This is a genomic window from Mesorhizobium sp. M0894 (assembly GCF_040319725.1).
Classification (GTDB): domain Bacteria; phylum Pseudomonadota; class Alphaproteobacteria; order Rhizobiales; family Rhizobiaceae; genus Mesorhizobium.
On sequence record NZ_JAMYOG010000011.1, the window covers coordinates 23,269 to 44,183 of the forward strand.

The 20,915-nt window shown below is 63.9% G+C and carries 17 protein-coding genes; 8 read left to right on the top strand and 9 right to left on the bottom strand.

The features are described from left to right. Entirely contained in the window at positions 1–261 is a 261-nt protein-coding gene (locus NKH91_RS21010) for a hypothetical protein (RefSeq protein ID WP_198030469.1), read from the top strand. A gap of 26 nt (positions 262–287) precedes the next feature. Here NKH91_RS21010 and NKH91_RS21015 read toward each other — a convergent pair whose 3' ends face one another. The 6 genes from NKH91_RS21015 to NKH91_RS21040 form a co-directional block, all read right to left on the bottom strand. Next, positions 288–596: a formate dehydrogenase subunit delta gene (locus NKH91_RS21015; RefSeq protein ID WP_352483304.1), complete on the bottom strand. Its 309-nt coding sequence runs from the start codon at positions 594–596 to the stop codon at positions 288–290. Beyond that, positions 586–1,413, bottom strand: a complete 828-nt coding sequence (fdhD, locus tag NKH91_RS21020; RefSeq protein ID WP_023717901.1) for a formate dehydrogenase accessory sulfurtransferase FdhD — start codon at positions 1,411–1,413, stop codon at positions 586–588. The genes NKH91_RS21015 and fdhD overlap by 11 nt, the downstream gene beginning before the upstream one ends. Positions 1,414–1,596: 183 nt before the next feature. Continuing rightward, complete coding sequence (gene fdhF, locus NKH91_RS21025) at positions 1,597–4,509, bottom strand: formate dehydrogenase subunit alpha (RefSeq protein WP_352847086.1); 2,913 nt, start codon at positions 4,507–4,509, stop codon at positions 1,597–1,599. 12 nt (positions 4,510–4,521) lie between these two features. Beyond that, a complete protein-coding gene (locus NKH91_RS21030; protein ID WP_352847083.1) occupies positions 4,522–6,078 on the bottom strand; it encodes a formate dehydrogenase beta subunit in 1,557 nt (518 codons plus the stop codon). Further along, positions 6,075–6,554, bottom strand: coding sequence for a formate dehydrogenase subunit gamma (locus tag NKH91_RS21035; protein WP_352640522.1), 480 nt, complete (start codon positions 6,552–6,554; stop codon positions 6,075–6,077). Before NKH91_RS21035 ends, NKH91_RS21030 begins: the two co-directional genes overlap by 4 nt. Positions 6,555–6,687: 133 nt before the next feature. Continuing rightward, complete coding sequence (locus NKH91_RS21040; RefSeq protein ID WP_023717897.1) at positions 6,688–7,587, bottom strand: LysR family transcriptional regulator; 900 nt, start codon at positions 7,585–7,587, stop codon at positions 6,688–6,690. A 194-nt stretch (positions 7,588–7,781) separates the two neighbouring features. Here NKH91_RS21040 and NKH91_RS21045 point away from each other — a divergent pair, with 194 nt between their 5' ends. Next, a complete protein-coding gene (locus tag NKH91_RS21045) occupies positions 7,782–8,423 on the top strand; it encodes a DUF47 domain-containing protein (protein WP_023717896.1) in 642 nt (213 codons plus the stop codon). After that, complete coding sequence (locus NKH91_RS21050) at positions 8,423–9,427, top strand: inorganic phosphate transporter (RefSeq protein ID WP_352847080.1); 1,005 nt, start codon at positions 8,423–8,425, stop codon at positions 9,425–9,427. Before NKH91_RS21045 ends, NKH91_RS21050 begins: the two co-directional genes overlap by 1 nt. A 40-nt stretch (positions 9,428–9,467) precedes the next feature. Here NKH91_RS21050 and NKH91_RS21055 read toward each other — a convergent pair whose 3' ends face one another. Beyond that, on the bottom strand, positions 9,468–9,845 hold the full coding sequence (locus tag NKH91_RS21055) for a VOC family protein (RefSeq protein ID WP_352847077.1): 378 nt from the start codon (positions 9,843–9,845) through the stop codon (positions 9,468–9,470). A 195-nt stretch (positions 9,846–10,040) separates the two neighbouring features. Here NKH91_RS21055 and NKH91_RS21060 point away from each other — a divergent pair, with 195 nt between their 5' ends. The 4 genes from NKH91_RS21060 to chrA all read left to right on the top strand — a co-directional run bounded on the left by NKH91_RS21060 (position 10,041) and on the right by chrA (position 15,735). Then, entirely contained in the window at positions 10,041–11,213 is a 1,173-nt protein-coding gene (locus tag NKH91_RS21060) for an Mrp/NBP35 family ATP-binding protein (RefSeq protein ID WP_352483316.1), read from the top strand. Between the two features lie 227 nt (positions 11,214–11,440). After that, positions 11,441–13,246 (top strand): IlvD/Edd family dehydratase, encoded by a 1,806-nt coding sequence (locus tag NKH91_RS21065; RefSeq protein ID WP_352483298.1) that lies wholly within the window; start codon positions 11,441–11,443, stop codon positions 13,244–13,246. Positions 13,247–13,510: 264 nt separating this feature from the next. After that, the gene (locus NKH91_RS21070; RefSeq protein WP_352847074.1) at positions 13,511–14,350 is read left to right on the top strand and encodes a chromate resistance protein ChrB domain-containing protein; all 840 of its coding nucleotides are present in this window, start codon (positions 13,511–13,513) and stop codon (positions 14,348–14,350) included. After that, a complete protein-coding gene (chrA, locus tag NKH91_RS21075) occupies positions 14,347–15,735 on the top strand; it encodes a chromate efflux transporter (RefSeq protein ID WP_352847071.1) in 1,389 nt (462 codons plus the stop codon). The genes NKH91_RS21070 and chrA overlap by 4 nt, the downstream gene beginning before the upstream one ends. Positions 15,736–15,738: 3 nt before the next feature. Here chrA and NKH91_RS21080 read toward each other — a convergent pair whose 3' ends face one another. Both NKH91_RS21080 and pdxR read right to left on the bottom strand, forming a co-directional pair. Continuing rightward, a complete protein-coding gene (locus tag NKH91_RS21080; RefSeq protein ID WP_352847068.1) occupies positions 15,739–17,328 on the bottom strand; it encodes a trimethylamine methyltransferase family protein in 1,590 nt (529 codons plus the stop codon). 193 nt (positions 17,329–17,521) lie between these two features. After that, a complete protein-coding gene (gene pdxR, locus NKH91_RS21085; protein ID WP_352847065.1) occupies positions 17,522–19,015 on the bottom strand; it encodes a MocR-like pyridoxine biosynthesis transcription factor PdxR in 1,494 nt (497 codons plus the stop codon). A gap of 254 nt (positions 19,016–19,269) precedes the next feature. On the opposite strand from pdxR, the gene pgi reads away from it, so the two are divergent. Continuing rightward, on the top strand, positions 19,270–20,913 hold the full coding sequence (gene pgi, locus NKH91_RS21090; RefSeq protein ID WP_352847062.1) for a glucose-6-phosphate isomerase: 1,644 nt from the start codon (positions 19,270–19,272) through the stop codon (positions 20,911–20,913). Positions 20,914–20,915 lie beyond the last annotated feature (2 nt).

Genomic DNA, 20,915 nt, shown 5'->3' on the forward strand with positions numbered 1-20,915 from the left:
ATGACTGCGGTGTTCCGCAAGGAACGCCAACAGCCGGCTGTAGCCTTCGTCTTCCCAGTGCAGGTCGAGATTGGAAATGAAACCCGGCACGAAGACGAGATCGAGCGATCCCTGGCCGACCACCTGATAGGCGATCCGCACGTCGCCGCTGAGCGCGTAGCGAGTTTCGATCGGCCTCACGAGGTTTGTCCGCCCGACCCGACGATTTCTTATCGCCGGATCATAGCAGAGCCGCGAGACTTGCGGCAGATGAAACCTTAGAGGGTGTGAATGTAGGCCCGCGGCGCCTACTTCTGTGACGCAGCCGTAGTCTCGGTGCTCGCTCCGCCGACGCTAAAACCTGCGCCCTCCGGCGCGCCCGGCCGCTTGATGTGTGGGGCGGCCGCGACGACAAGCTCGTTGAAGCCTTCGCCGCCGCTGTCGAGCATCTCGAACAATTGCCGGCGCATCCTCGGCTCCCAGAACTTGTTGATGTGCTCGGCGACGCCGGCAATGCCTTGCTCGCGCGGCTTGGAGTGGAAAAAGGCAGCGATCTGGTTGGCCATGCGAACCAGCTTTTCGCTGGTGCTCATGAGGTGGCCTTCGTCATGCGACATGCTTGGCAACTCCGGAAACCACGCGGTCAGGATGGGTGAAAATATCGAAATCATCGCCGCGCACCAGCGCCACCAGCGTCATGCCGGCGTCGTCTGCGGTGCGGATGGCAAGTGCCGTCGGCGCCGAGACGGCGATGATGAAGGCAGCACCGATCGCCGCGGTCTTCTGCACCATCTCGACCGAAACGCGCGACGTCACGACGACGGCCCCCGACCTGCCGTCGATACCGGCTTTGGCCAGCGCGCCGGCCAGCTTGTCCAGCGCATTGTGACGGCCGACATCCTCGCGCGCCATGACGATGCCCTTGCCGGGGAGGTAAAAACCGGCGGCGTGGACCGCGCCGGTCTCGGCGTGCAGCGGCTGCACCTTCGACAAAAGCTTGACCGAGCGGACGATGTCATCGGCCTGAAGTGTAAGTTTCGACGCACCGACCGGATCGACCGAGCGCATCGCTTCCTCGATCGATTCGATGCCGCACAGCCCGCAGCCGACCGGGCCGGCGAGCCGTCTGCGACGCGCCTCGAAACGGGTGTTGGCCTGGTCCTTCAGCCGGATCTGGATATCGATGCCGGCGCCGTGATCCTCGACCTCGATGGCTTCGATTTCGTCTGGCGAGGCAATGATGCCTTCGGTCAGCGAGAAGCCGAGCGCGAAATCCTCGAAATCGGCCGGGCTTGCCATCATCACCGCATGCGTGGTGCCGGCAAAGGAGAATGCTACCGGCGTCTCTTCCGGCACCATGCGGTTGGCGGCCGCGGTGCCGCCGGCGCGGCGCGCGAGGCGGCTGATCTGGGTGACAGCACGACGTTTGGGCATCACGCGGCACCCCCCTCTGGCCTACCGGCCATCTCCCCCTCAAGGGGGGAGATTGGCAGTTCAGACGTAAGGCACCCTTCGACGCTGGTGATTGGCGACAGCCGAGATGACATCCAATCTCCCCCCTTGAGGGGGAGATGGCCGGTAGGCCAGAGGGGGGTGCTCCGGCACGACGCCACAACGCTACTCCGCTGCTTGCAGCGAGGCGATGCGGCGGCTTTGCTTCGCCTGCTCGTCATAGTCGCGCTGCCATTCCGACGGGCCGTTGGATGCACCCACCTGCACCGCGGTCACCTTGTATTCCGGGCAGTTGGTCGCCCAGTCGGAGAAGTCGGTGGTGATGACGTTGGCCTGGGTGTCGGGATGGTGGAAGGTCGTATAGACGACGCCCGGCGACACCCGGTCGGTGATCAGCGCGCGCAGCGTCGTCTCGCCCGAGCGGCTGGTCAGCCGCACCCAGTCGCCATCGCGCAGGCCGCGATTTTCGGCATCATGCGGATGGATCTCCAGCCGATCCTCGCTGTGCCACACGACGTTGTCGGTGCGCCTGGTCTGCGCGCCGACATTATACTGCGACAGGATGCGGCCGGTGGTCAGCAGCAGCGGGAAGCGCGGCCCGGTCCTCTCGTCGGTCGCGACATATTCGGTGCGGATGAACTTGCCCTTGCCGCGCACGAAGCCTCCAATATGCATGATCGGCGTGCCTTCCGGCGACTTCTCGTTGCAGGGCCACTGCACCGAGCCCACCCGGTCGAGAAGGTCGAAGGAAACGCCGGAGAAGCTCGGCGTCGTCTTGGCGATCTCGTCCATGATCTCGGAGGGATGCGTGTAGTTCCAGCCGAGGCCGAGCGCCTTGGCGAGCTCCTGCGTCGTCTCCCAGTCGGCATAGCCGCATTTCGGCTCCATCACCTTGCGCACCATGTTGATGCGGCGCTCGGCATTGGTGAAGGTGCCGTCCTTCTCGAGGAAGGTCGAGCCGGGCAGGAACACATGCGCGTAGTTGGCCGTCTCGTTGAGGAAGAGGTCGTGCACGACGACACATTCCATCGCGGCGAGACCCGCGGCGACATGCTTGGTGTCGGGGTCCGACTGCAGGATGTCCTCGCCCTGTACATAGAGCCCCTTGAACGAGCCGTCGACGGCCGCGTCCAGCATATTGGGGATGCGCAGGCCGGGCTCGTCGTCGAGCTTGACGCCCCACAGGCTCTCATAGATGGCGCGCACCGCGTCGCCCGAAATGTGGCGGTAGCCGGGAAGTTCGTGCGGGAACGAACCCATGTCGCAGGAGCCCTGCACATTGTTCTGGCCGCGCAGCGGATTCACGCCGACGCCCGGCCGGCCGATATTGCCGGTCGCCATGGCGAGGTTGGCAATGGCGATGACGGTGGTCGAGCCCTGGCTGTGCTCGGTCACGCCGAGGCCGTAATAGATCGCGCCGTTGCCGCCGCGCGCATAGAGCCGCGCCGCGCCGCGTATGTCGTCGGGATCGACATTGGCGAGCTGACCGACGACCTCCGGGCTGTTTTCCGGCAGTGCCACGAACGATGCCCAGTCCTGGAACTCGTCCCAGTCGCAGCGCTCGCGGATGAACGCCTCGTCGAACAGGCCTTCGGTGACGATGACATGGGCAAGTGCGGTCAGCATGGCGACGTTGGTGCCCGGCTTCAGCGGCAGATGGAACTGCGCTTCGACATGGGCCGAGCGCACGATATCGGTGCGGCGCGGATCGAGCACGATCAGCTTGGCGCCCTGGCGCATGCGCTTTTTCATGCGCGAGGCGAACACCGGATGCGCATCGGTCGGATTGGCGCCGATCAGCAGGATGACGTCCGTCTGCTCGATCGAATCGAAATCCTGCGTGCCGGCGGAGGTACCGAAGGTCTGGCCCAGGCCATAGCCGGTCGGCGAATGGCAGACGCGGGCGCAGGTATCGACATTGTTGTTGCGGAAGCCCTGCCGGACCAGCTTCTGGACGAGGTAGGTCTCCTCGTTGGTGCAGCGCGACGAGGTGATGCCGCCGATCGACGTGCGGCCGTACTGGTGCTGGATGCGGCGGAATTCATTCGCCGTATGGGTGAGCGCCTCTTCCCACGACACTTCGCGCCACGGATCGCTGACCCGCTCGCGGATCATCGGCTTCAGGATACGGTCCTTGTGTGTTGCATAGCCATAGGCGAAGCGGCCCTTGACGCAGGAGTGGCCGTGGTTGGCCTTGCCTGCCTTGTAGGGCATCATGCGAATGACCTCGTCGCCCTTGACCTCGGCCTTGAATGAGCAGCCGACGCCGCAATAGGCGCAGGTGGTGACGGTCGAGCGCTCGGGCAGGCCTTTCGCCAGCACGGTTTTCTCCCTCAGCGCATCGGTCGGGCAGGCCTGCACGCAGGCCCCGCACGACACGCATTCGGAATCGACGAACGCCTCGTGCATGCCGGCCGAGACCCTGGATTCGAAGCCGCGGCCCTCGATGGTCAGCGCGAACGTGCCTTGCACCTCTTCGCAGGCGCGCACGCAGCGCGAGCAGACGATGCATTGCGCCGGATCATAGGTGAAATAGGGGTTCGATTCATCGCGGGCGATGTAGTCGATGGTCAGCGAGCCATGGCCGGGCGCCACGCCGTTTTCTTGCTCGACGTGGTTGCGGCCGTCCACGCCATAGCGGTTCTCGGTCAGGCCGACCGTCCTGACGACCTTGTCGAACTCGCTGGCGCCGGTGCCGGCCGTCTCGCCCCACGCAGCCGGATGGTCAGAGACATAGAGCTCCATCACGCCGCGACGAATGGCGTTCAGCCGGTCGCTCTGGGTATGCACGACCATGCCTTCGCCAACCGGCGTCGTGCACGAGGCCGGCGTGCCGCCGCGCCCGTCGATCTCGACGAGGCAGACCCGGCAGGAGCCGAACGAGTCCAGCATGTCGGTGGCGCAGAGTTTCGGGATTTCAACGCCCGCTTCCATCGAAGCGCGCATGATCGAGGTACCCGCCGGCACCGTCACCGGCTTGCCATCGACGGTCAGCGTCACCTGCTGTTCCGCTTCGGAGGCGGGTGTGCCGTAGTCGATTTCCTGGACCAGCGATTTGATGTCGAATGCCGCGTTCATGCCTGTCCGCTCCTATTCCGCTGCTTCGGCGACCGGCGTCGGCCGAAAGTCGTCCGGGAAATGGTTGAGTGCACTCATCACCGGATATGGGGTGAAGCCGCCGAGAGCGCAAAGCGAGCCGAACTTCATCGTGTTGCAAAGGTCGGTGACCAGCGCGATCTGCTTTTCCGGTTCGATGTTCTCAGCGAGCCGGTCCAGCACCTCGACGCCGCGCGTCGAGCCGATGCGACAGGGCGTGCACTTACCGCAGCTCTCGATGGCGCAGAATTCCATGGCGAAGCGTGCCTGCTTCAGCATGTCGGCACTGTCGTCGAAAACGACGATGCCGGCATGGCCGATCAGCCCGTCCTTGGCGGCAAATGCTTCGTAGTCGAACGGCGTGTCGAACAGGGCGCGCGGGAAATAGGCGCCGAGCGGGCCACCCACCTGCACCGCCTTGACCGGACGCCCGGTCGCCGCGCCGCCGCCGAAATCGTCGACGATCTCACCCAGCGTCATGCCGAACGCCGCCTCGTAGAGACCAGGATATTTGACGTTGCCGGCAATCTGGATCGGGATGGTGCCGCGCGAACGGCCCATGCCGAAATCCTTGTAGAAGGCGGCGCCCTTGTCCATGATCACCGGCACCGAGGCCAGCGAGATGACATTGTTGATTACCGTCGGCTTGCCGAACAGGCCCTTATGCGCCGGCAGCGGCGGTTTGGCCCGCACCTGCCCGCGCTTGCCTTCGAGGCTGTCGAGCAGGGCGGTCTCTTCGCCGCAGACATAGGCGCCGGCGCCGACGCGGACTTCCATGTCGAACGAATTGGGCGAGCCGAGCACATTGACGCCGAGCACGCCGGCCCTGCGGGCGATCTCGACGGCCTTCTGCATCACCGCCACCGCATGCGGATATTCGGAGCGAATATAGATGAAGCCCTTGGTCGCGCCGGTGGCGATGCCGGCGATCGTCATGCCTTCGATCAGCACGAACGGGTCGCCTTCCATGATCATGCGGTCGGCGAACGTGCCGGAATCGCCTTCATCGGCATTGCAGACGATGTATTTGCGGTCGGCCGACGTATCGAGGACCGTCTTCCATTTGATGCCGGTCGGGAAACCGGCGCCGCCACGACCACGCAGCCCGGACTCGGTCACCTGCTTGACGATGTCGGACGGCGTCATCGCCACCGCGTTCTGCAGCCCGTTCAGCCCGCCATGCGCCTTGTAGTGATCGAGCGACAGCGGATCGGTGACGCCGCAGCGCGCAAAGGTCAGCCGCGTCTGCCTGGCCAGGAACGGGATCTTGTCCGGCGCGCCCAGCCAGCGCTTGTGGTGGCCGCCGGTGAGGAAGCCGCAGTCGAACAGGCTTTTGACGTCGGACGGCTTGACCGGCCCATAGGCGACGCGGCCATTGGCCGTCGCCACTTCGACCATCGGCTCGAGGAAATAGGCGCCGCGCGAGCCGTTGCGCACGATCTTGGCCTCGATGCCGCGCTCGGCCAACTCCGCCCGAACCGCCTTGGCGACCCTTTCCGCACCCAGCGCCAGCGCGCCGGAATCGCCGGGAATGTAGATACGCGGGATCATGAGCGCACCTCGGCAACGATCTCACTGAGCTTTTCGTCGTCGAGCCGCCCGATCACCTCGCCGTCCAGCATCGCCGATGGCGAGCAAGCGCAAAGGCCAAGGCAATAGACCGGCTCCAGCGTCACCGAACCGTCGCGGGTTGTCTCGTGGAAACCGATGCCCAGCATTGATTTGAGCTTGGCGGCAATCGCATCCGAGCCCATCGACTGGCAGGCTTCCGCCTGGCAAAGCTTCAGCACATGGCGGCCGGCGGGCTGGCTGCGGTAATCGTGATAGAAGGTGACGACGCCATGCACCTCGGCCCTGGAGATGTTCAGCGCCTCGGCAATGACCGGCAGCGCGTCCCGCGGCACATAGCCGAACTCTTCCTGTATGCCGTGCAGGATCGGCAACAGCGGGCCTTCGAGGCCTTTCAGCTCGTGGATGATCGCCGCCGTGCGCGATGCGATCTCGGTACTTGCAGGCTGCATCGTCATGCAGCGCCCTCCCTGGTCGTGGCGGTCTTCCGCTAAGTGCTTAGGAAATCAGAGGAAACCCGCTAAATCAATAAAGCCGATCCGTTGCTCGATAGAAATTTTCTATCGATCTCGATCACCAGCATTATCTAGCCTAGCGGCGGGCGCGGAAATCGTCCGCCAGCGCCATTGCCTCGTCCAACAGCGCCGAGACCAGCGGCGTGTGCGGTTCGCGCGGCGCCGCCACCAGCCCGACGGTGTGGCTGGCATCCGGCTCGACGATCGGGATAGCCCGGATCGGCTCGGAAAAGCCGAACGTTTCCGCAAGGTTAAGCGGCATGATGGACGACCATTTGCCGGTGCGGATATGCGAGAACAGCACGATCATCGAGTTGGATTCCAGTGTCGGCCGCACCTGCACGCCGGCTTCGGCCAGATGCTGGTCGATGATGCGGCGGTTCTGCATGTCCGGCGTCAGCAGGCAGAGCGGCAGCTGGGAGAGTTCCGCCCATGTCACTTTGTCGCGGTCGAAATAGGGGTTCCCGACAGCGGTGATCAACTGGTAGCGCTCGTCGTAGAGCGGCACGCTGGTGACGCGTCCGAGCGGCTCGTTGTCGAGGTAGGTGATGCCGGCGTCGATGTCGAAATTGCCGAGCAGCGACAGCACCTCGATCGATGTCCGCGACAGCACCGAGAAGGTGACGCCGGGATGCTTTGCCCGAAACGGCGTAGTCAATCGCGCCACCATGGCGAGGGCCGTCGGGATCGCGGCGATGCGGATGCGTCCTGACAGGCCGTGGCGTGCCGCCCGCATCTCCTCGCGCATGGTCCTGCTATCGCCGACGATGCGGCGCGCCCACACCAGCACCTGCTTGCCTTCCGGCGTCAGCCCCTGGAAGCGCGAGCCGCGCAGCACCAGCATCACGCCGAGCTGGCCCTCCAGCTGCTTGATGCCGGCCGAAAGCGTCGGTTGGGTGACGCCGCACACCTCCGCCGCGCGGCCGAAATGTTCTTCCCTGGCGAGTGCTATGAAGAATTCCAGCTTGTCGATCATGCCGTCGGGAGCCTGTCAGGGACGCTATGTCCGATCTTAGCGCGCAAGGTCGGGGAAATCGCCTTCGGCCGCAAGCCGCCTGTGCAAATCGCCCGCATCCACATCTTTCAGCCGGCTTACTGTTTCCCGCGATGGAACGCGGCGCTATGTGGATGGGACGGGGTCGTGGACTGGACACGACGGGAGATCGAAACATGCTGGGCTGGTTCCGCAAGCTTTTGCCGCGCGAAGATCGCTTCTTCGACCTGTTCGAGCGGCATTCCCGCACTGTGGTCGGCGGCGCTGAGGCACTGCAGCAGCTTTTGCAGGGCAACGACATCGACCGCTGGTGTCAGACGATCATCGATCTCGAGGACGAAGCCGATCAGATCACCGCGGAAGTTCTGCTGGCCGTGCGCCGCTCCTTCATCACGCCCTTCGATCGCGGCGACATCAAGGACCTGATCCAGTCGATGGATGATGCCATCGACATGATGCACAAGACCGTCAAGACGGTAAGGTTGTTCGAAAAGAAGGAATTCGACCCGCTGATGCAGGAAATGGGGGCCGTCATCGTCGAGGCCGCCAAGTTGGTGGCCGAGGCGATCCCACTGCTCGGCAAGGTCGGGGCGCATACGGTGCGCCTCAACGCCATCGCCGAGGAGGTCATGCGCGCCGAAGGCCGGGCCGACGACCTGCACGAACAGGGCCTGAAGGACCTGTTCAAGCGGCACGGCCGCAGCGATCCGATGGCCTATCTGATCGGCAGCGAGATCTACGGCCAGCTGGAAAAGGTGGTCGACCGCTTCGAGGACGTCGCCAACGAAATCAGCGGCATCGTCATCGAGAACGTATAGTGGAAGCCGCGATAGCCTTTCCGGTGCTGGTCGGCCTTGTCGTCGTCGCGCTGTTCTTCGATTTCCTCAACGGCCTGCACGATGCCGCCAACTCCATCGCGACAATCGTCTCCACCCGCGTGCTGAGGCCGCATTATGCGGTGTTCTGGGCGGCTTTCTTCAATTTCATCGCCTTCATGTTCTTCGGTCTTCACGTGGCGGAGACGCTGGGAACCGGCATCATCGACGCCAGCATCGTCACGCCGGCAGTGATCTTCGCAGCACTTGTCGGCGCCATCGTCTGGAATATCGTCACCTGGCTCGTCGGTATCCCGTCCAGCAGCTCGCACGCGCTGATCGGCGGTTTGGTCGGCGCCGGCGTTGCCAAGGCCGGCACCGGCGCCATCGTCTGGGCCGGATTGGGCAAGACGACGGCGGCCATCGTGCTGTCGCCGGCGGCAGGCTTTCTGCTGGCGCTCGTCTTGATCCTCGCGGTCTCCTGGCTGTTCCTGCGGCAGACGCCGTTCGCCGTCGACAGCACCTTCCGCGTCATGCAGTTCTTTTCCGCCTCGCTCTATTCGCTCGGCCATGGCGGCAACGACGCGCAGAAGACCATGGGCATCATCGCCGTGCTGCTTTATTCGCAAGGCATGCTCGGCGCGAATTTTTACGTGCCGCTGTGGGTCGTCATCACCTGTCAGTCGGCGCTGGCGCTGGGCACGTTGCTCGGCGGCTGGCGCATCGTCCACACAATGGGATCGAAGATCACCCGGCTGAACCCGATGCAGGGTTTCTGCGCCGAGACCGGCGGTGCGATCACCCTGTTCGCCGCCACCTGGCTCGGTATTCCGGTATCGACCACGCACACGATCACCGGCGCCATCATTGGCGTCGGCGCCGCCCGCCGCGTCTCAGCCGTTCGCTGGGGCATTGCCGGCAACATCGTGGTTGCCTGGATTATCACCCTGCCGGCAACCGCGGTGATTGCGGCTCTCACCTACCTCGCGGTCGGCCTGGCAAGGTGACAGCACCGCAGCACTGCGCGGCGGTGCGTGAACGCCGTATCTACCTGTCCACAAGGTTCAGGATGTTGCCGTCCGGATCCTTGAACCATGCGACCTTCATGCCCTGACCGACATGAACGTCACCCTCCAGCGTCAGGCCGGGCATGTCGTAATGCTCGAAGGCCACGCCCTTCGATTTCAACGCCTCAACGATTTTGCCGAGCTCGTCGCCGACCGTCCAGGTCACTGCCGTCGCCTTGTTGGTCCCAGCGAAATTCGAACGGTACACGTTGATGCTGGTATCGCCGCTTTTATAGGCGATCAGTTCGCCACCTTCATTGTGCACCTCTTTCAGGCCGAGCGTCCCTTCGTAGAAAGCCCTGGCCTTGGCCAGGTCCTTCACTGCGAGATTGGCCGTTGCGTTGCTGTTTGCGAGCATGATCGTCTCCTTCCCTTGATGTCGTGCTCATGCTGCTCCTTCAGATAGGTCGTAGCGGATGGTTGGCGACCGTCGATCAGGCAAATCTGACAGCGTCGGTCCGTTTTCCGGGGCACACCAGGCCGGCTGTTGCTCTACGACTTGGTTCTCTCCGGAAACTGCACTATCTCAGGCGCGAGCTTGCATAAGGAAGATCTGATGTCCGTCACCAAGGAAATCGTCATCGAACGCCTGAAGACGGTCAACGGGCCGGATTTCACCGGCAATATCGTCGACCTCGGCATGGTTTCCGAGATTTTCATTGCCGATGCCAAGGTGTTCTTCTCGATCACCGTTCCCGCCGCCCGTGCCCAGGAGATGGAGCCGCTGCGTGCGGCCGCCGAGCGTGTCGTCAAGGCGATCCCCGGTGTCGCCGGCGCCGTGGTCGCGCTGACGGCGGAAAAGAAGGGCGGCGGCATGGAGGCGCCGGTTCCGCAAAGACCGGCTCAGAGGCCCGCTCCGCCGGCCGCACCTGCTCGTCCCGCGCCGCAGGCGCCCGCCTCGCACAGCCATGGCAAGCGCGGCGTACCAGGCATCGACGCCATCATCGCTGTTGCTTCCGGCAAGGGCGGCGTCGGCAAGTCGACCACCGCCGTCAATATCGCCCTTGGCCTGGCCGCCAACGGGTTGCGGGTCGGCGTGCTCGATGCCGATATTTATGGCCCGTCCATGCCACGCCTGCTCAACATTCATGGCCGGCCGCAGACCGTCGACGGCAAGATCCTGAAGCCGATGCAGAACTATGGCCTCAAGGTCATGTCGATGGGCTTCCTCGTCGATGAGGAGACGCCGATGATCTGGCGCGGGCCGATGGTGATGTCGGCATTGACGCAAATGCTGCGCGAGGTCGAATGGGGACCGCTCGACGTGCTCGTCGTCGACATGCCGCCCGGCACCGGCGACGCCCAGCTGACCATGGCCCAACAGGTGCCGCTGGCCGGCGCCGTCATCGTCTCGACGCCACAGGACCTGGCCCTGATCGATGCGCGCAAAGGCCTCAACATGTTCAGAAAGGTCGACGTGCCGCTTTTGGGCATCGTCGAAAACATGAGCTATTTTCTCGCCCCCGATACGGGGAAACGCTACGACATCTTCGGCCATGGCGGCGCGCGCCGTGAGGCAGAGCGCCTCGGCGTCACCTTCCTTGGCGAAGTGCCGCTCGAGATGGGCATCCGCGAAAGCTCCGATGCCGGCACGCCGGTGGTGGTCTCCAAGCCCGATAGCGCCGAGGCGAAAATCTATCGCGACATCGCCGCCAAGGTCTGGCACCGCGTCAATGAAGAGCGCGGCGCGGCCGAGGCTGCAGTGCCGAGCATCGTGTTCGAGTGATGCGGATATCCCTCCCCTTTGAGCGGAGGGTGGCCCGAAGGACCGGGCGGGGTCCGCGGCGACACGCTCCAACTTTTCCGGGATAGCGGACTGACAAACCACGATCCCGTCTAGCGCGGAGGCAGATGTGTGTCTATCGCACCAAAGTGCGGATTCGGATGGCGCGTGCCCCTTGCCTGCTCCCGCGCGTTGTCATATCGATTTGTCATACAAATACGGAGACCACGATGGCAGGCGCCCCCACCAGCAAGAAAAAATTTCGCTCGCAAGAGTGGTTCGACAATCCCGACAATCCGGGCATGACAGCACTTTATCTTGAGCGCTACCTGAATTACGGGCTGACGCGGGCCGAACTGATGTCCGGCAAGCCGCTGATCGGCATCGCCCAGACCGGCTCGGACCTGTCGCCCTGCAACCGCCATCACATCGAACTGGCCAAGCGCGTGCGCGAGGGCATCGTCTCGATGGGCGGCATTCCTTTCGAGTTTCCTTGCCACCCGATCCAGGAAACCGGCAAGCGGCCGACAGCTGCGCTCGACCGCAACCTTGCCTATCTCAGCCTGGTCGAGGTGCTCTACGGCTATCCGCTCGACGGCGTGGTGCTCACCATCGGCTGCGACAAGACGACGCCGGCCATGCTGATGGCCGCGGCTACCGTCAACATTCCGGCTATCGCGCTTTCGGTCGGCCCGATGCTCAACGGCTGGCACAAGGGCAAGCGCACCGGCTCCGGCACCATCGTCTGGGAATCGCGCCAGCGCCTGTCGGCCGGCGAGATCGGTTATGACGAGTTCATGGACATCGTCGCCTCCTCGGCGCCGTCGACCGGCTATTGCAACACGATGGGCACCGCTACCACGATGAATTCGCTGGCCGAGGCGCTCGGCATGCAATTGCCGGGCTCGGCCGCAATCCCCGCCCCCTATCGCGAACGCGGCCAGATCGCCTATGAGACTGGAAAGCGCATCGTCGACATGGTGCATGAGGATCTGAAGCCCTCCGACATCATGACCCGCAAGGCCTTCGAGAACGCCATCGTCGTCAATTCGGCGATCGGCGGGTCGACCAATGCGCCGATCCACCTCAACGCCATCGCCCGCCACCTCGGCGTGCCGCTCGACAACAACGATTGGCAGAAGGTTGGCCTCAACATTCCGCTCATCGTCAATCTGCAGCCGACCGGCGAATATCTCGGCGAGGACTATCACCATGCCGGCGGCGTGCCGGCTGTGATCGCCGAACTGATGAAGGGCGGCATGCTGCCCTATCCGGAAGCCATGACCGCTAACGGCAAGACCATCGGCGACAATTGCAGCGGCGCCGTCAACGAGAACCTCGACGTCATCCGCACGGTTGCCGAGCCGCTGAAAGCCAATGCCGGCTTCATCAACCTCAAGGGCAATCTGTTCGATTCGGCGATCATGAAGACCAGTGGCATCTCGCCCGAATTCCGCGAACGCTATCTGTCGAACCCGAAGGACCCGGAAGCGTTCGAGGGCAACGCCATGGTCTTCGACGGCCCCGAGGATTATCACGCCCGCATCGACGACCCGGCACAGGGCATCGACGAGCACACCATCCTGTTCATGCGCGGCGCCGGCCCGATCGGCTATCCCGGCGGCGCCGAAGTCGTCAACATGCAGCCGCCTGCCTATCTGATCAAAAAGGGCATCCACGCGCTGGCCTGTATCGGCGACGGTCGTCAGTCAGGCACGTCGGGCTCGCCGTCGATCCTCAACGCCTCGCCGGAAGCCGCCATCGGCGGCGGCCTGGCGCTGCTGAAGACCGGCGATCGCGTCCGCATCGACCTGCGCAAGGGTACCGCCGACATCCTCGTCAGCGACGACGAGATCACGCGGCGCCGCGCCGAGCTGCAGAACAATGGCGGCTATCACTATCCGAAGCACCAGACGCCGTGGCAGGAAATCCAGCGCGGCATGGTCGACCAGTTTTCCGAAGGCATGGTGCTGAAGCCGGCGGTGAAGTACCAGGATGTGGCTCATACAAGCGGCGTGCCGAGGGACAATCACTGACCAGGGTCCGTCGCACGAGCCGTCAGGTCGCCAGCGTAACGGTCACCTCATTTCTCCCCGTTAACAGCCCGCTAACGGGGAGAAATGCCCGCCACAGAGTTGGACGCGGTCATTTGTCAAAAGCGATTGCTCCCGCGAGAACGGGAATGCTTGACAAGCGGGCGTGACAAATCCACGATCATCGTAAGGGGTGCATCGCGACGACCCCGTGAGGCGTCAGCCCAACGTTCGCGTCCAAGCTTCTCTTTCAAGGAGGTGGACGCCATGCCGTCAACAACCGCTATCACTGTATCGCAACTGTCTCGTCTGATTGGGCTGCCGGGTGCGCCCGCAATCATCGATGTCCGCACCGATGATGACTACAACGCCGATCCGCGCCTGTTGCCGGGCTCAACCCGGCGTGACTTCAAGGCTGTCGCCACCTGGGCTGGCGAATTCATTGGCCAGCAAGTGACGGTCGTCTGCCAACAGGGAAAAAAGCTCTCGCAAGGCGTGGCCGCATGGCTGCGGCACGAGGGCATTGCCGCCGAATCGCTCGAAGGCGGGTTTGAGGCATGGCGCGATGCCAAGGGGCTTTTGGTTCACACCGGCAAGATACCGCCCGCCGATGCCAAGGGCCGCACCGTTTGGGTGACGCGTACGCGCCCGAAGGTCGATCGCATCGCGTGCCCCTGGCTGATCCGACGCTTCATCAATCCTCACGCGGTCTTTCTCTTCGTCGAGCCGGCCGAAGTGGCGGCCGTCGCCGATCGCTTTCAGGCCGTGCCTTTCGACATCGAGAACGTGTTCTGGAGCCACCGCGGCGAACGCTGCACCTTCGATACCATGATCGAGGAGTTCGGACTAAAATCCGAAGCGCTCGATCGCCTCGCCACGATCATACGCGCTGCCGATACTGCGAGCCTCGATCTTGTCCCACAGGCGGCCGGATTCCTGGCCGCCTCGCTTGGCCTGTCACGGATGTTTCGCGACGATCTGGAGCAGCTCGAGGCCGGCATGCTGCTTTACGATGCGTTCTTCCGCTGGTGCCGCGATGCCACCGAGGAGACGCATAACTGGCCGGCCGCCGGCACGGGCAATCTCGGCGCGGGCAAGCCTTCGTGAGCGCCGTCCTTTCGAAAAAGCCGCCGGAGATCCAAGAGCCGGTTGTGCCGAGCTTCCGGCAGGCCGTGAAAGTCTGGGCGAAAATCGGCGTGCTCAGCTTTGGCGGCCCGGCCGGGCAGATCGCACTCATGCACAAGGAATTGGTCGAGGAACGGCGCTGGATCGGCGAACAGCGTTTCCTGCATGCGTTGAACTACTGCATGCTGCTGCCTGGCCCCGAGGCCCAGCAACTTGCCATCTATATCGGCTGGTTGCTGCACAAAACGGTCGGCGGCCTTGTTGCCGGCATTCTCTTCGTCGTGCCGGGCGCGCTTGTCATGCTCGTCCTGAGCAGCCTCTATGCGCTCTATGGCGATGTACCACTCGTCGCGGCGCTGTTTTTCGGGGTCAAGGCGACCGTGCTCGCCATTGTCATCGAGGCGGTGATCCGGATCGGCAGACGCGCGCTGAAAAACCCCGTCATGGTGTCGATCGCACTCGCCGCCTTCATCGCCATCTACGCGTTGAACGTGCCGTTTCCGCTGATCGTCCTGCTTGCCGGCCTGGCAGGCTGGATCGGCAACCGTAGTGCGCCGGCATTTTTTTCCGGCGCTTCGCATGGCAAGGGCGATGTTCCCGACATCAAGGGCGCGGTCGATCTGATGTTCGAGCGCGGTGAACTGACCCACGTCAGGCCGACGCGATGGCACGCGCCGCGCATCTTGGCGATCTGGCTGCCGATCTGGCTCGGGCCTGTTCTGCTGGTCTGGGCTGTCACCGGCTCGGCCAGCGTCTGGACGCAAATCGGTGGCTTCTTCAGTGTCATGGCGGTCGTTACCTTCGGCGGCGCCTACGCGGCCCTTGCCTATGTGGCGCAGGCAGCGGTCGAGTACTTCGGCTGGCTGGCACCCGGTGAAATGGTCGACGGCCTCGGACTTGCCGAAACCACGCCGGGCCCGCTCATCCTGGTCTTGCAGTTCGTCGGCTTCGTCGCCGCCTTCCGCCAGTCGGGCTCGCTGGCGCCGCTGCTTGCCGGGTTATTTGGCGGGCTGTTCACGCTGTGGGCGACGTTTACCCCATGTTTCCTGTGGATATTCCTTGGCGCGCCTTACATCGAAGCGCTGCGCGGCAACAAGGCGCTGTCGGCGGCGCTCGGCGCAATCACCGCCGCCGTCGTCGGCGTCATCATGAATCTCGCTCTATGGTTCGGCTTGCACGTCATCTTCGGCGAAGTGCGCAATGTCGGGCTTGGAATGGACGTGCCGGTGCTTTCATCGATAGACTGGCGCGCGGCGCTGCTTTCCTGTGCCTCGATGATCGCCATTCTGAAGCTGAAAATCGGCATGCTGCCGACGCTTGCCGGATCGGCGCTGGCCGGCGTCTTGTTGCTGGCGGCGAGCGGCTAACGCTCAGCCGCCCATTCTGCCGCGCGGCAGCTTGATCATATCGCCGAAACGGGCGCGCAATTTGTCGTCGACGGGCTTCGGCACATGGCGCGGGAAGCGTTCGGCAAGCACGCGTTTCTTCTCGATGATCGCCCGCTGCAAGATGTCGGGCCTGCCTTTCTCATTCCATTCCTTCGGCGAAAAGCGGTCGCCGACGGCCGGGTAGAAATATTCGGTCTGCATCAGCCGCAGCGTCTGCTCGTTGCCGAGATAATGGCCCGGGCCCTTCAGGCAGACATCGGTGATGGTGTCGATCGACAGCGACTCGTCCGTCACCTCGATGCCACGCACGCAGCGCAGGCAGTGGCCGAGCATGTCGTTGTCGATGATCAGGCTCTCAAGGCAAAAGCCGAGCAGCGAGGCGTGCATGCCGGCCGATTCGTAAACCAGGTTGAGGCCGGCAAGACCGGCCATCACGTCGGTTATGCCCTTTTCGTAGCCGGACTGAATGTCAGGCAGTTTCGAATCCGTCATGCCGGCGGCCGAACCGCCCGGCAGGTCGTAAAATTGCGCCATCTGCGCGCAGGCCGCGGTCAGCACCGCCTGCTCGGCCGAACCGCCCGACATGGCGCCGGTCCGGAGGTCCGAGACGAACGGCCAGGTGCCGAAGATTGCCGGGTGGCCTGGCTTGATGGCGTTGACATAGATTAGGCCGACCAGCACTTCGGCGACCGCCTGCACCACGGCACCGGCAATCGCCGCCGGTGCCGTCGCACCTGCCTGGCCTGCCGACAGCAGCAGGATCGGAATGCCGCCCTCGACACAGGCTTCGAGCACGCCGCAGGCGTCCTCGGCAAACTTCATCGGCGGCACGACGAAACAGTTCGAATTGGAGACGAAAGGCCGCGCGCGAAAATTCTCTTCGCCGCCGGCGATGGCATAGAGCATGTCGAGCGCCGGCTTGACGTTCTCACGCACGGTAAACGAGGTGCCGACATGCTTCGACGTGCCCATGACGCAGGCGTAGAGCGTGTTGAAATCCATGTCGAGCGGGTCGGGGATGTCGCGTGGCACCATCGGCCGCTGGAAGAAATGGATGTTGTCGAGCCCCTCGACCAGGCGCGCCGCATCGTAGATGTCCTGCAGCAGCGACTCGCGATACTCACGCTTTTCGACATCGACAAGATGCACCGCAGCACCAGCCGTGCCGTAATGCACACGCTTGCCCTGGATCACCATGTCGTGCTTCGGATCCTGGCCGTGCAGGGTGAAATGCCGCGCCGCTTTCTTGATCGTGTCGAGCACCAGAGCGCGAGGAAAGCGCAGGCGGCCGTCCTCGCCAAGCGTTGCGCCGGCCTTGGTCAGTGCCTCAATGCAGGAGGGTATGGCGTTGGCGAAACCGACTGTCTCCAGAAGGGTAAGCACGGCCTCGTGGATACGTTCGCAATCATTGCCGCTGAGCGGGCTGTAGCTTCCGCCTTCGAGGCCGGCACGCACCGGCTTGACGTCGTCGGCAAGCGGTGCTGCTCGCATGGCGCGGCGCGCCTCGCGCCCGCCGGATCGTCGCGAACGCTGGTCTGCGGACACGTCCTGCTTCTCATGGGCCACCGGCATGAAGGCACTCCAACTTTAGCTGCGAAGCGGGCGCGGCGGTTGGTCCACCATCTGCCTGCTTCGTCCCCTATCTACTCCGACTATGCCGCCGGCATTGGCACAGCCTATGTGCCAGCCGATCCCGTCGCATATGCCAAGGTGCTAAAGAACCGGAGCCGCACCACATGCGGCAGCTCCGATCGGAGGAGGGTAATCAAGCCGCTGCCGGCCTGCGTCCAGCTGCCGTCGCCAGTTCGCGGATGCCGGGTTCGATGTGCTGCAACGCGATCGAGGAAATGCCCAAGCGCATGAAACGCGATGGCTTTTCGGTGCGGTCGAAGAAGCGGTCGCCAGGCTCGATGATGACGCTGCGCGAGGCCGCGGCCTCCGCCAGTCCACGCGAATCGGTGCCGCGCGGTCCCTCGAGCCAGAGCGACGTGCCGCCGGCCGAATCGGTCGAGCGCCACTCCGGCAGGAAGGCGGAAATCGCATGGACCAGACGCTTGCGCCTCTCGTCGAAGGCGCTCGACAGCCGCCGCACCAGCGCCTCGTGATGGCCGAGCGACAGGAACAATGCGACGGCGCGCTGGTTGTTTGCCGGCGGGTGGCGCAGCATGAAGCGGCGCAGCGCCCGAAGCTCGGAGATCAGCCCGGCCGAGGCGACGATGTAGCCGAGCCTGAGGCCGGGAGCCAGCGTCTTCGACATCGAGCCGACGTAGACGACGCGGCCGGACCGATCGAGGCTCTTCAGCGCCTGCTGCGGCGCCTCGTCCAGGAGCTGGCTGTCATATCCGTCCTCGATGATGATCTGGTTGTAGCGGTTGGCGCGCGCCAAAAGATCCTGCCGCCGCTCCGCCGACAGCGGCACCATGGTCGGGCAATGGTGGCTGGGCGTGACGAAGACGAAGCCGGAATCATTGGGAATGGCCGAGGTTACGATACCGGAGTGGTCGACCGGAACCGGCAGGATGTCGGCGCCGGCCAGCCGAAAGATCGAGCGTGCATCGGGATAGCCCGGGTCCTCCATCGCCACCTTCGAGCCCTTGGTCATCAACAGCGTCGCCAGCATGTAAAGCGCGTTCTGCGCGCCCAGCGTCACGATGATCTCGTCCGGATTGGCGAAGATGCCGCGTCGCGGCAGCAGCCGTGCCTGGATCTGCTCGATCAGGAGCGGATCGTCGCGGTCGACCATGTCGGACGCCCAGTTGCGGATTTCGAGCACCGCCAGCGCCATGCGGTTGCACTCGCGCCATTCGGCGGTCGGGAACAGCGCCGGGTCGAACTGGCCATAGACGAAGGGGTAGGACGATTTGATCCAGTTGTCGTGCTTGGCCGGCGGTGGCATGTCGCTCGCCGCGATCTGCCGGCGCGCCTTCCAGTCGATCTCGTTGGCTTGGTCGGGCGCCTTCTGGTGCGGTTTGGCCGGCGTCGCCAGCACTTCGGGATTGACGAAGTGGCCGCGGCGCTCGCGCGCCACCAGGAAGCCCTGGTCGACCAGCTGCTGGAAGGCCAGCACCACGGTACCGCGCGCTACGCCGAGTTTTTCGGCGAGAATCCGGCAGGACGGAAGCGGCATGGAAGCCGCGATCTGCCGGTCGAGGATGGCGGCGACGATCGCCTGGCGGATCTGCGCCTGCAGGGTCTGACCGGATTCCGCCGAAATCCGGAACAGGCCGGACCATATGGCCGTGTCGTTTCGCTGTGGCATGGGAGATGTTCCTCGATGGCCAGCTTTTTTCACTTGGCTGGACCAGTCGAATGTACCGGTGGCACAAGGTGTTGCGCCAATCAATTTTTCTGATCGCTGGGATTTATGCCAGTGATCCTTTGCGCCGGCCCACGCTGCGCTGCGGCATCGCTGCGCATTGAAACGGATGGAATTCGACCCGATAGTTTGCCGCGACGACACGCGCCGGAAACATCCGGCCTGATAAGATACATTCAAGAGACCGGAGCGAAGCAGTGGATCAATCGTCCTTTCAAAAGCAGCTCGATGCGTTGCGCGATCATCGTGCGGCCAAATCGGGCTCGATGCGCGAGGCTTTCGCTGCCGATCCGCAGCGCTTCGAGAAATTCTCCGCCAGCGACGGCGACCTGCTGCTCGACTGGTCGAAATGCGCGGTCGATGCGCGGACGATGGAGTTGCTGGAGAACCTAGCTGAGGCCGCCGACCTCGAAGGCCGGCGCGACGCGATGTTTGCTGGCAAGAAGATCAACGTCACCGAAGGCCGCGCCGTGCTGCATATCGCGCTGCGTAACCTTACCGGCAAAGGCATCGTGCTCGACGGCCAGGACGTGAAGGCGGAAGTCCTCGGCGTACTCGACGCGATGGGCGCCTTCGCCGACGCGGTGCGTTCCGGTAAGGCGGCCGGCGCGACCGGCAAGAAGATCACCGACATCGTCAACATCGGCATCGGCGGCTCCGATCTCGGCCCGGCCATGGCGACCTTGGCGCTGGCGCCCTATCATGACGGGCCGCGCGCGCATTACGTGTCCAATATCGACGGTGCCCATATCCACGACACGTTGAAGGGTCTTTCCGCCGAAACCACCCTGTTCATCATCGCCTCCAAGACCTTCACCACGGTTGAGACGATGACCAATGCCGAGACGGCACGCAGATGGGTCGAGAAGGCGCTCGGCAAGGAAGCGGTCGGCAAGCATTTCGCCGCCGTCTCGACGGCGCTCGACCTGGTCGCCAAATTCGGCATCGCAGCCGACCGCGTCTTCGGCTTCTGGGACTGGGTCGGCGGTCGCTATTCCGTCTGGGGTGCGATCGGCCTGCCGGTGATGATCGCCATAGGCCCTAAGGATTTTCGCGCCTTTCTCGACGGCGCCCATGAGATGGACGAGCATTTCCGCACCGCGCCGCTAGCGAAGAACCTGCCGGCGCTGATTGGGCTGATCGGCTGGTGGCATCGCGTGATCTGCAAATATCCGGCTCGCGCCGTCATCCCCTACGATCAGCGTCTGTCCAGGCTGCCGGCCTATTTGCAGCAGCTCGACATGGAATCGAACGGCAAGAGCGTCACCCTGGATGGCGGCGCTGTGACGACGCCGACCGGCCCGCTGGTCTGGGGCGAGCCCGGCACCAACGGCCAGCACGCCTTCTTCCAGCTTCTGCATCAGGGCACCGATTTCATTCCGGTCGAATTCCTCGCCGCTGCCGTCGGCCACGAGCCGGAACTGAAGCATCATCACGACCTTCTGCTCGCCAATTGCCTGGCGCAGTCGGAAGCCTTCATGAAGGGCCGCACGCTTGAGGAAGCCCGCGCGCAGATGCTGGCGAAAGGCATGAAGCCCGCCGATGTCGACAGGGTTGCTCCGCACCGCGTCTTCTCCGGCGACCGCCCCTCAGTGACGATCCTCTACAGGAAACTCGACCCCCACACGTTCGGACGGCTGATTGCGCTTTACGAACATCGCGTCTTCGTCGAAGGCACGCTGTTCAACATCAACTCCTTCGACCAGTGGGGCGTCGAGCTCGGCAAGGAACTGGCGACCGGGCTGCTGCCCGTCGTTGAAGGCAAGGAGAATGCCGCAAAGCGGGATGCCTCGACTGCCGGACTGGTGGAATACATTCACCGCTTGCGCGGCCCGGAGTGAAA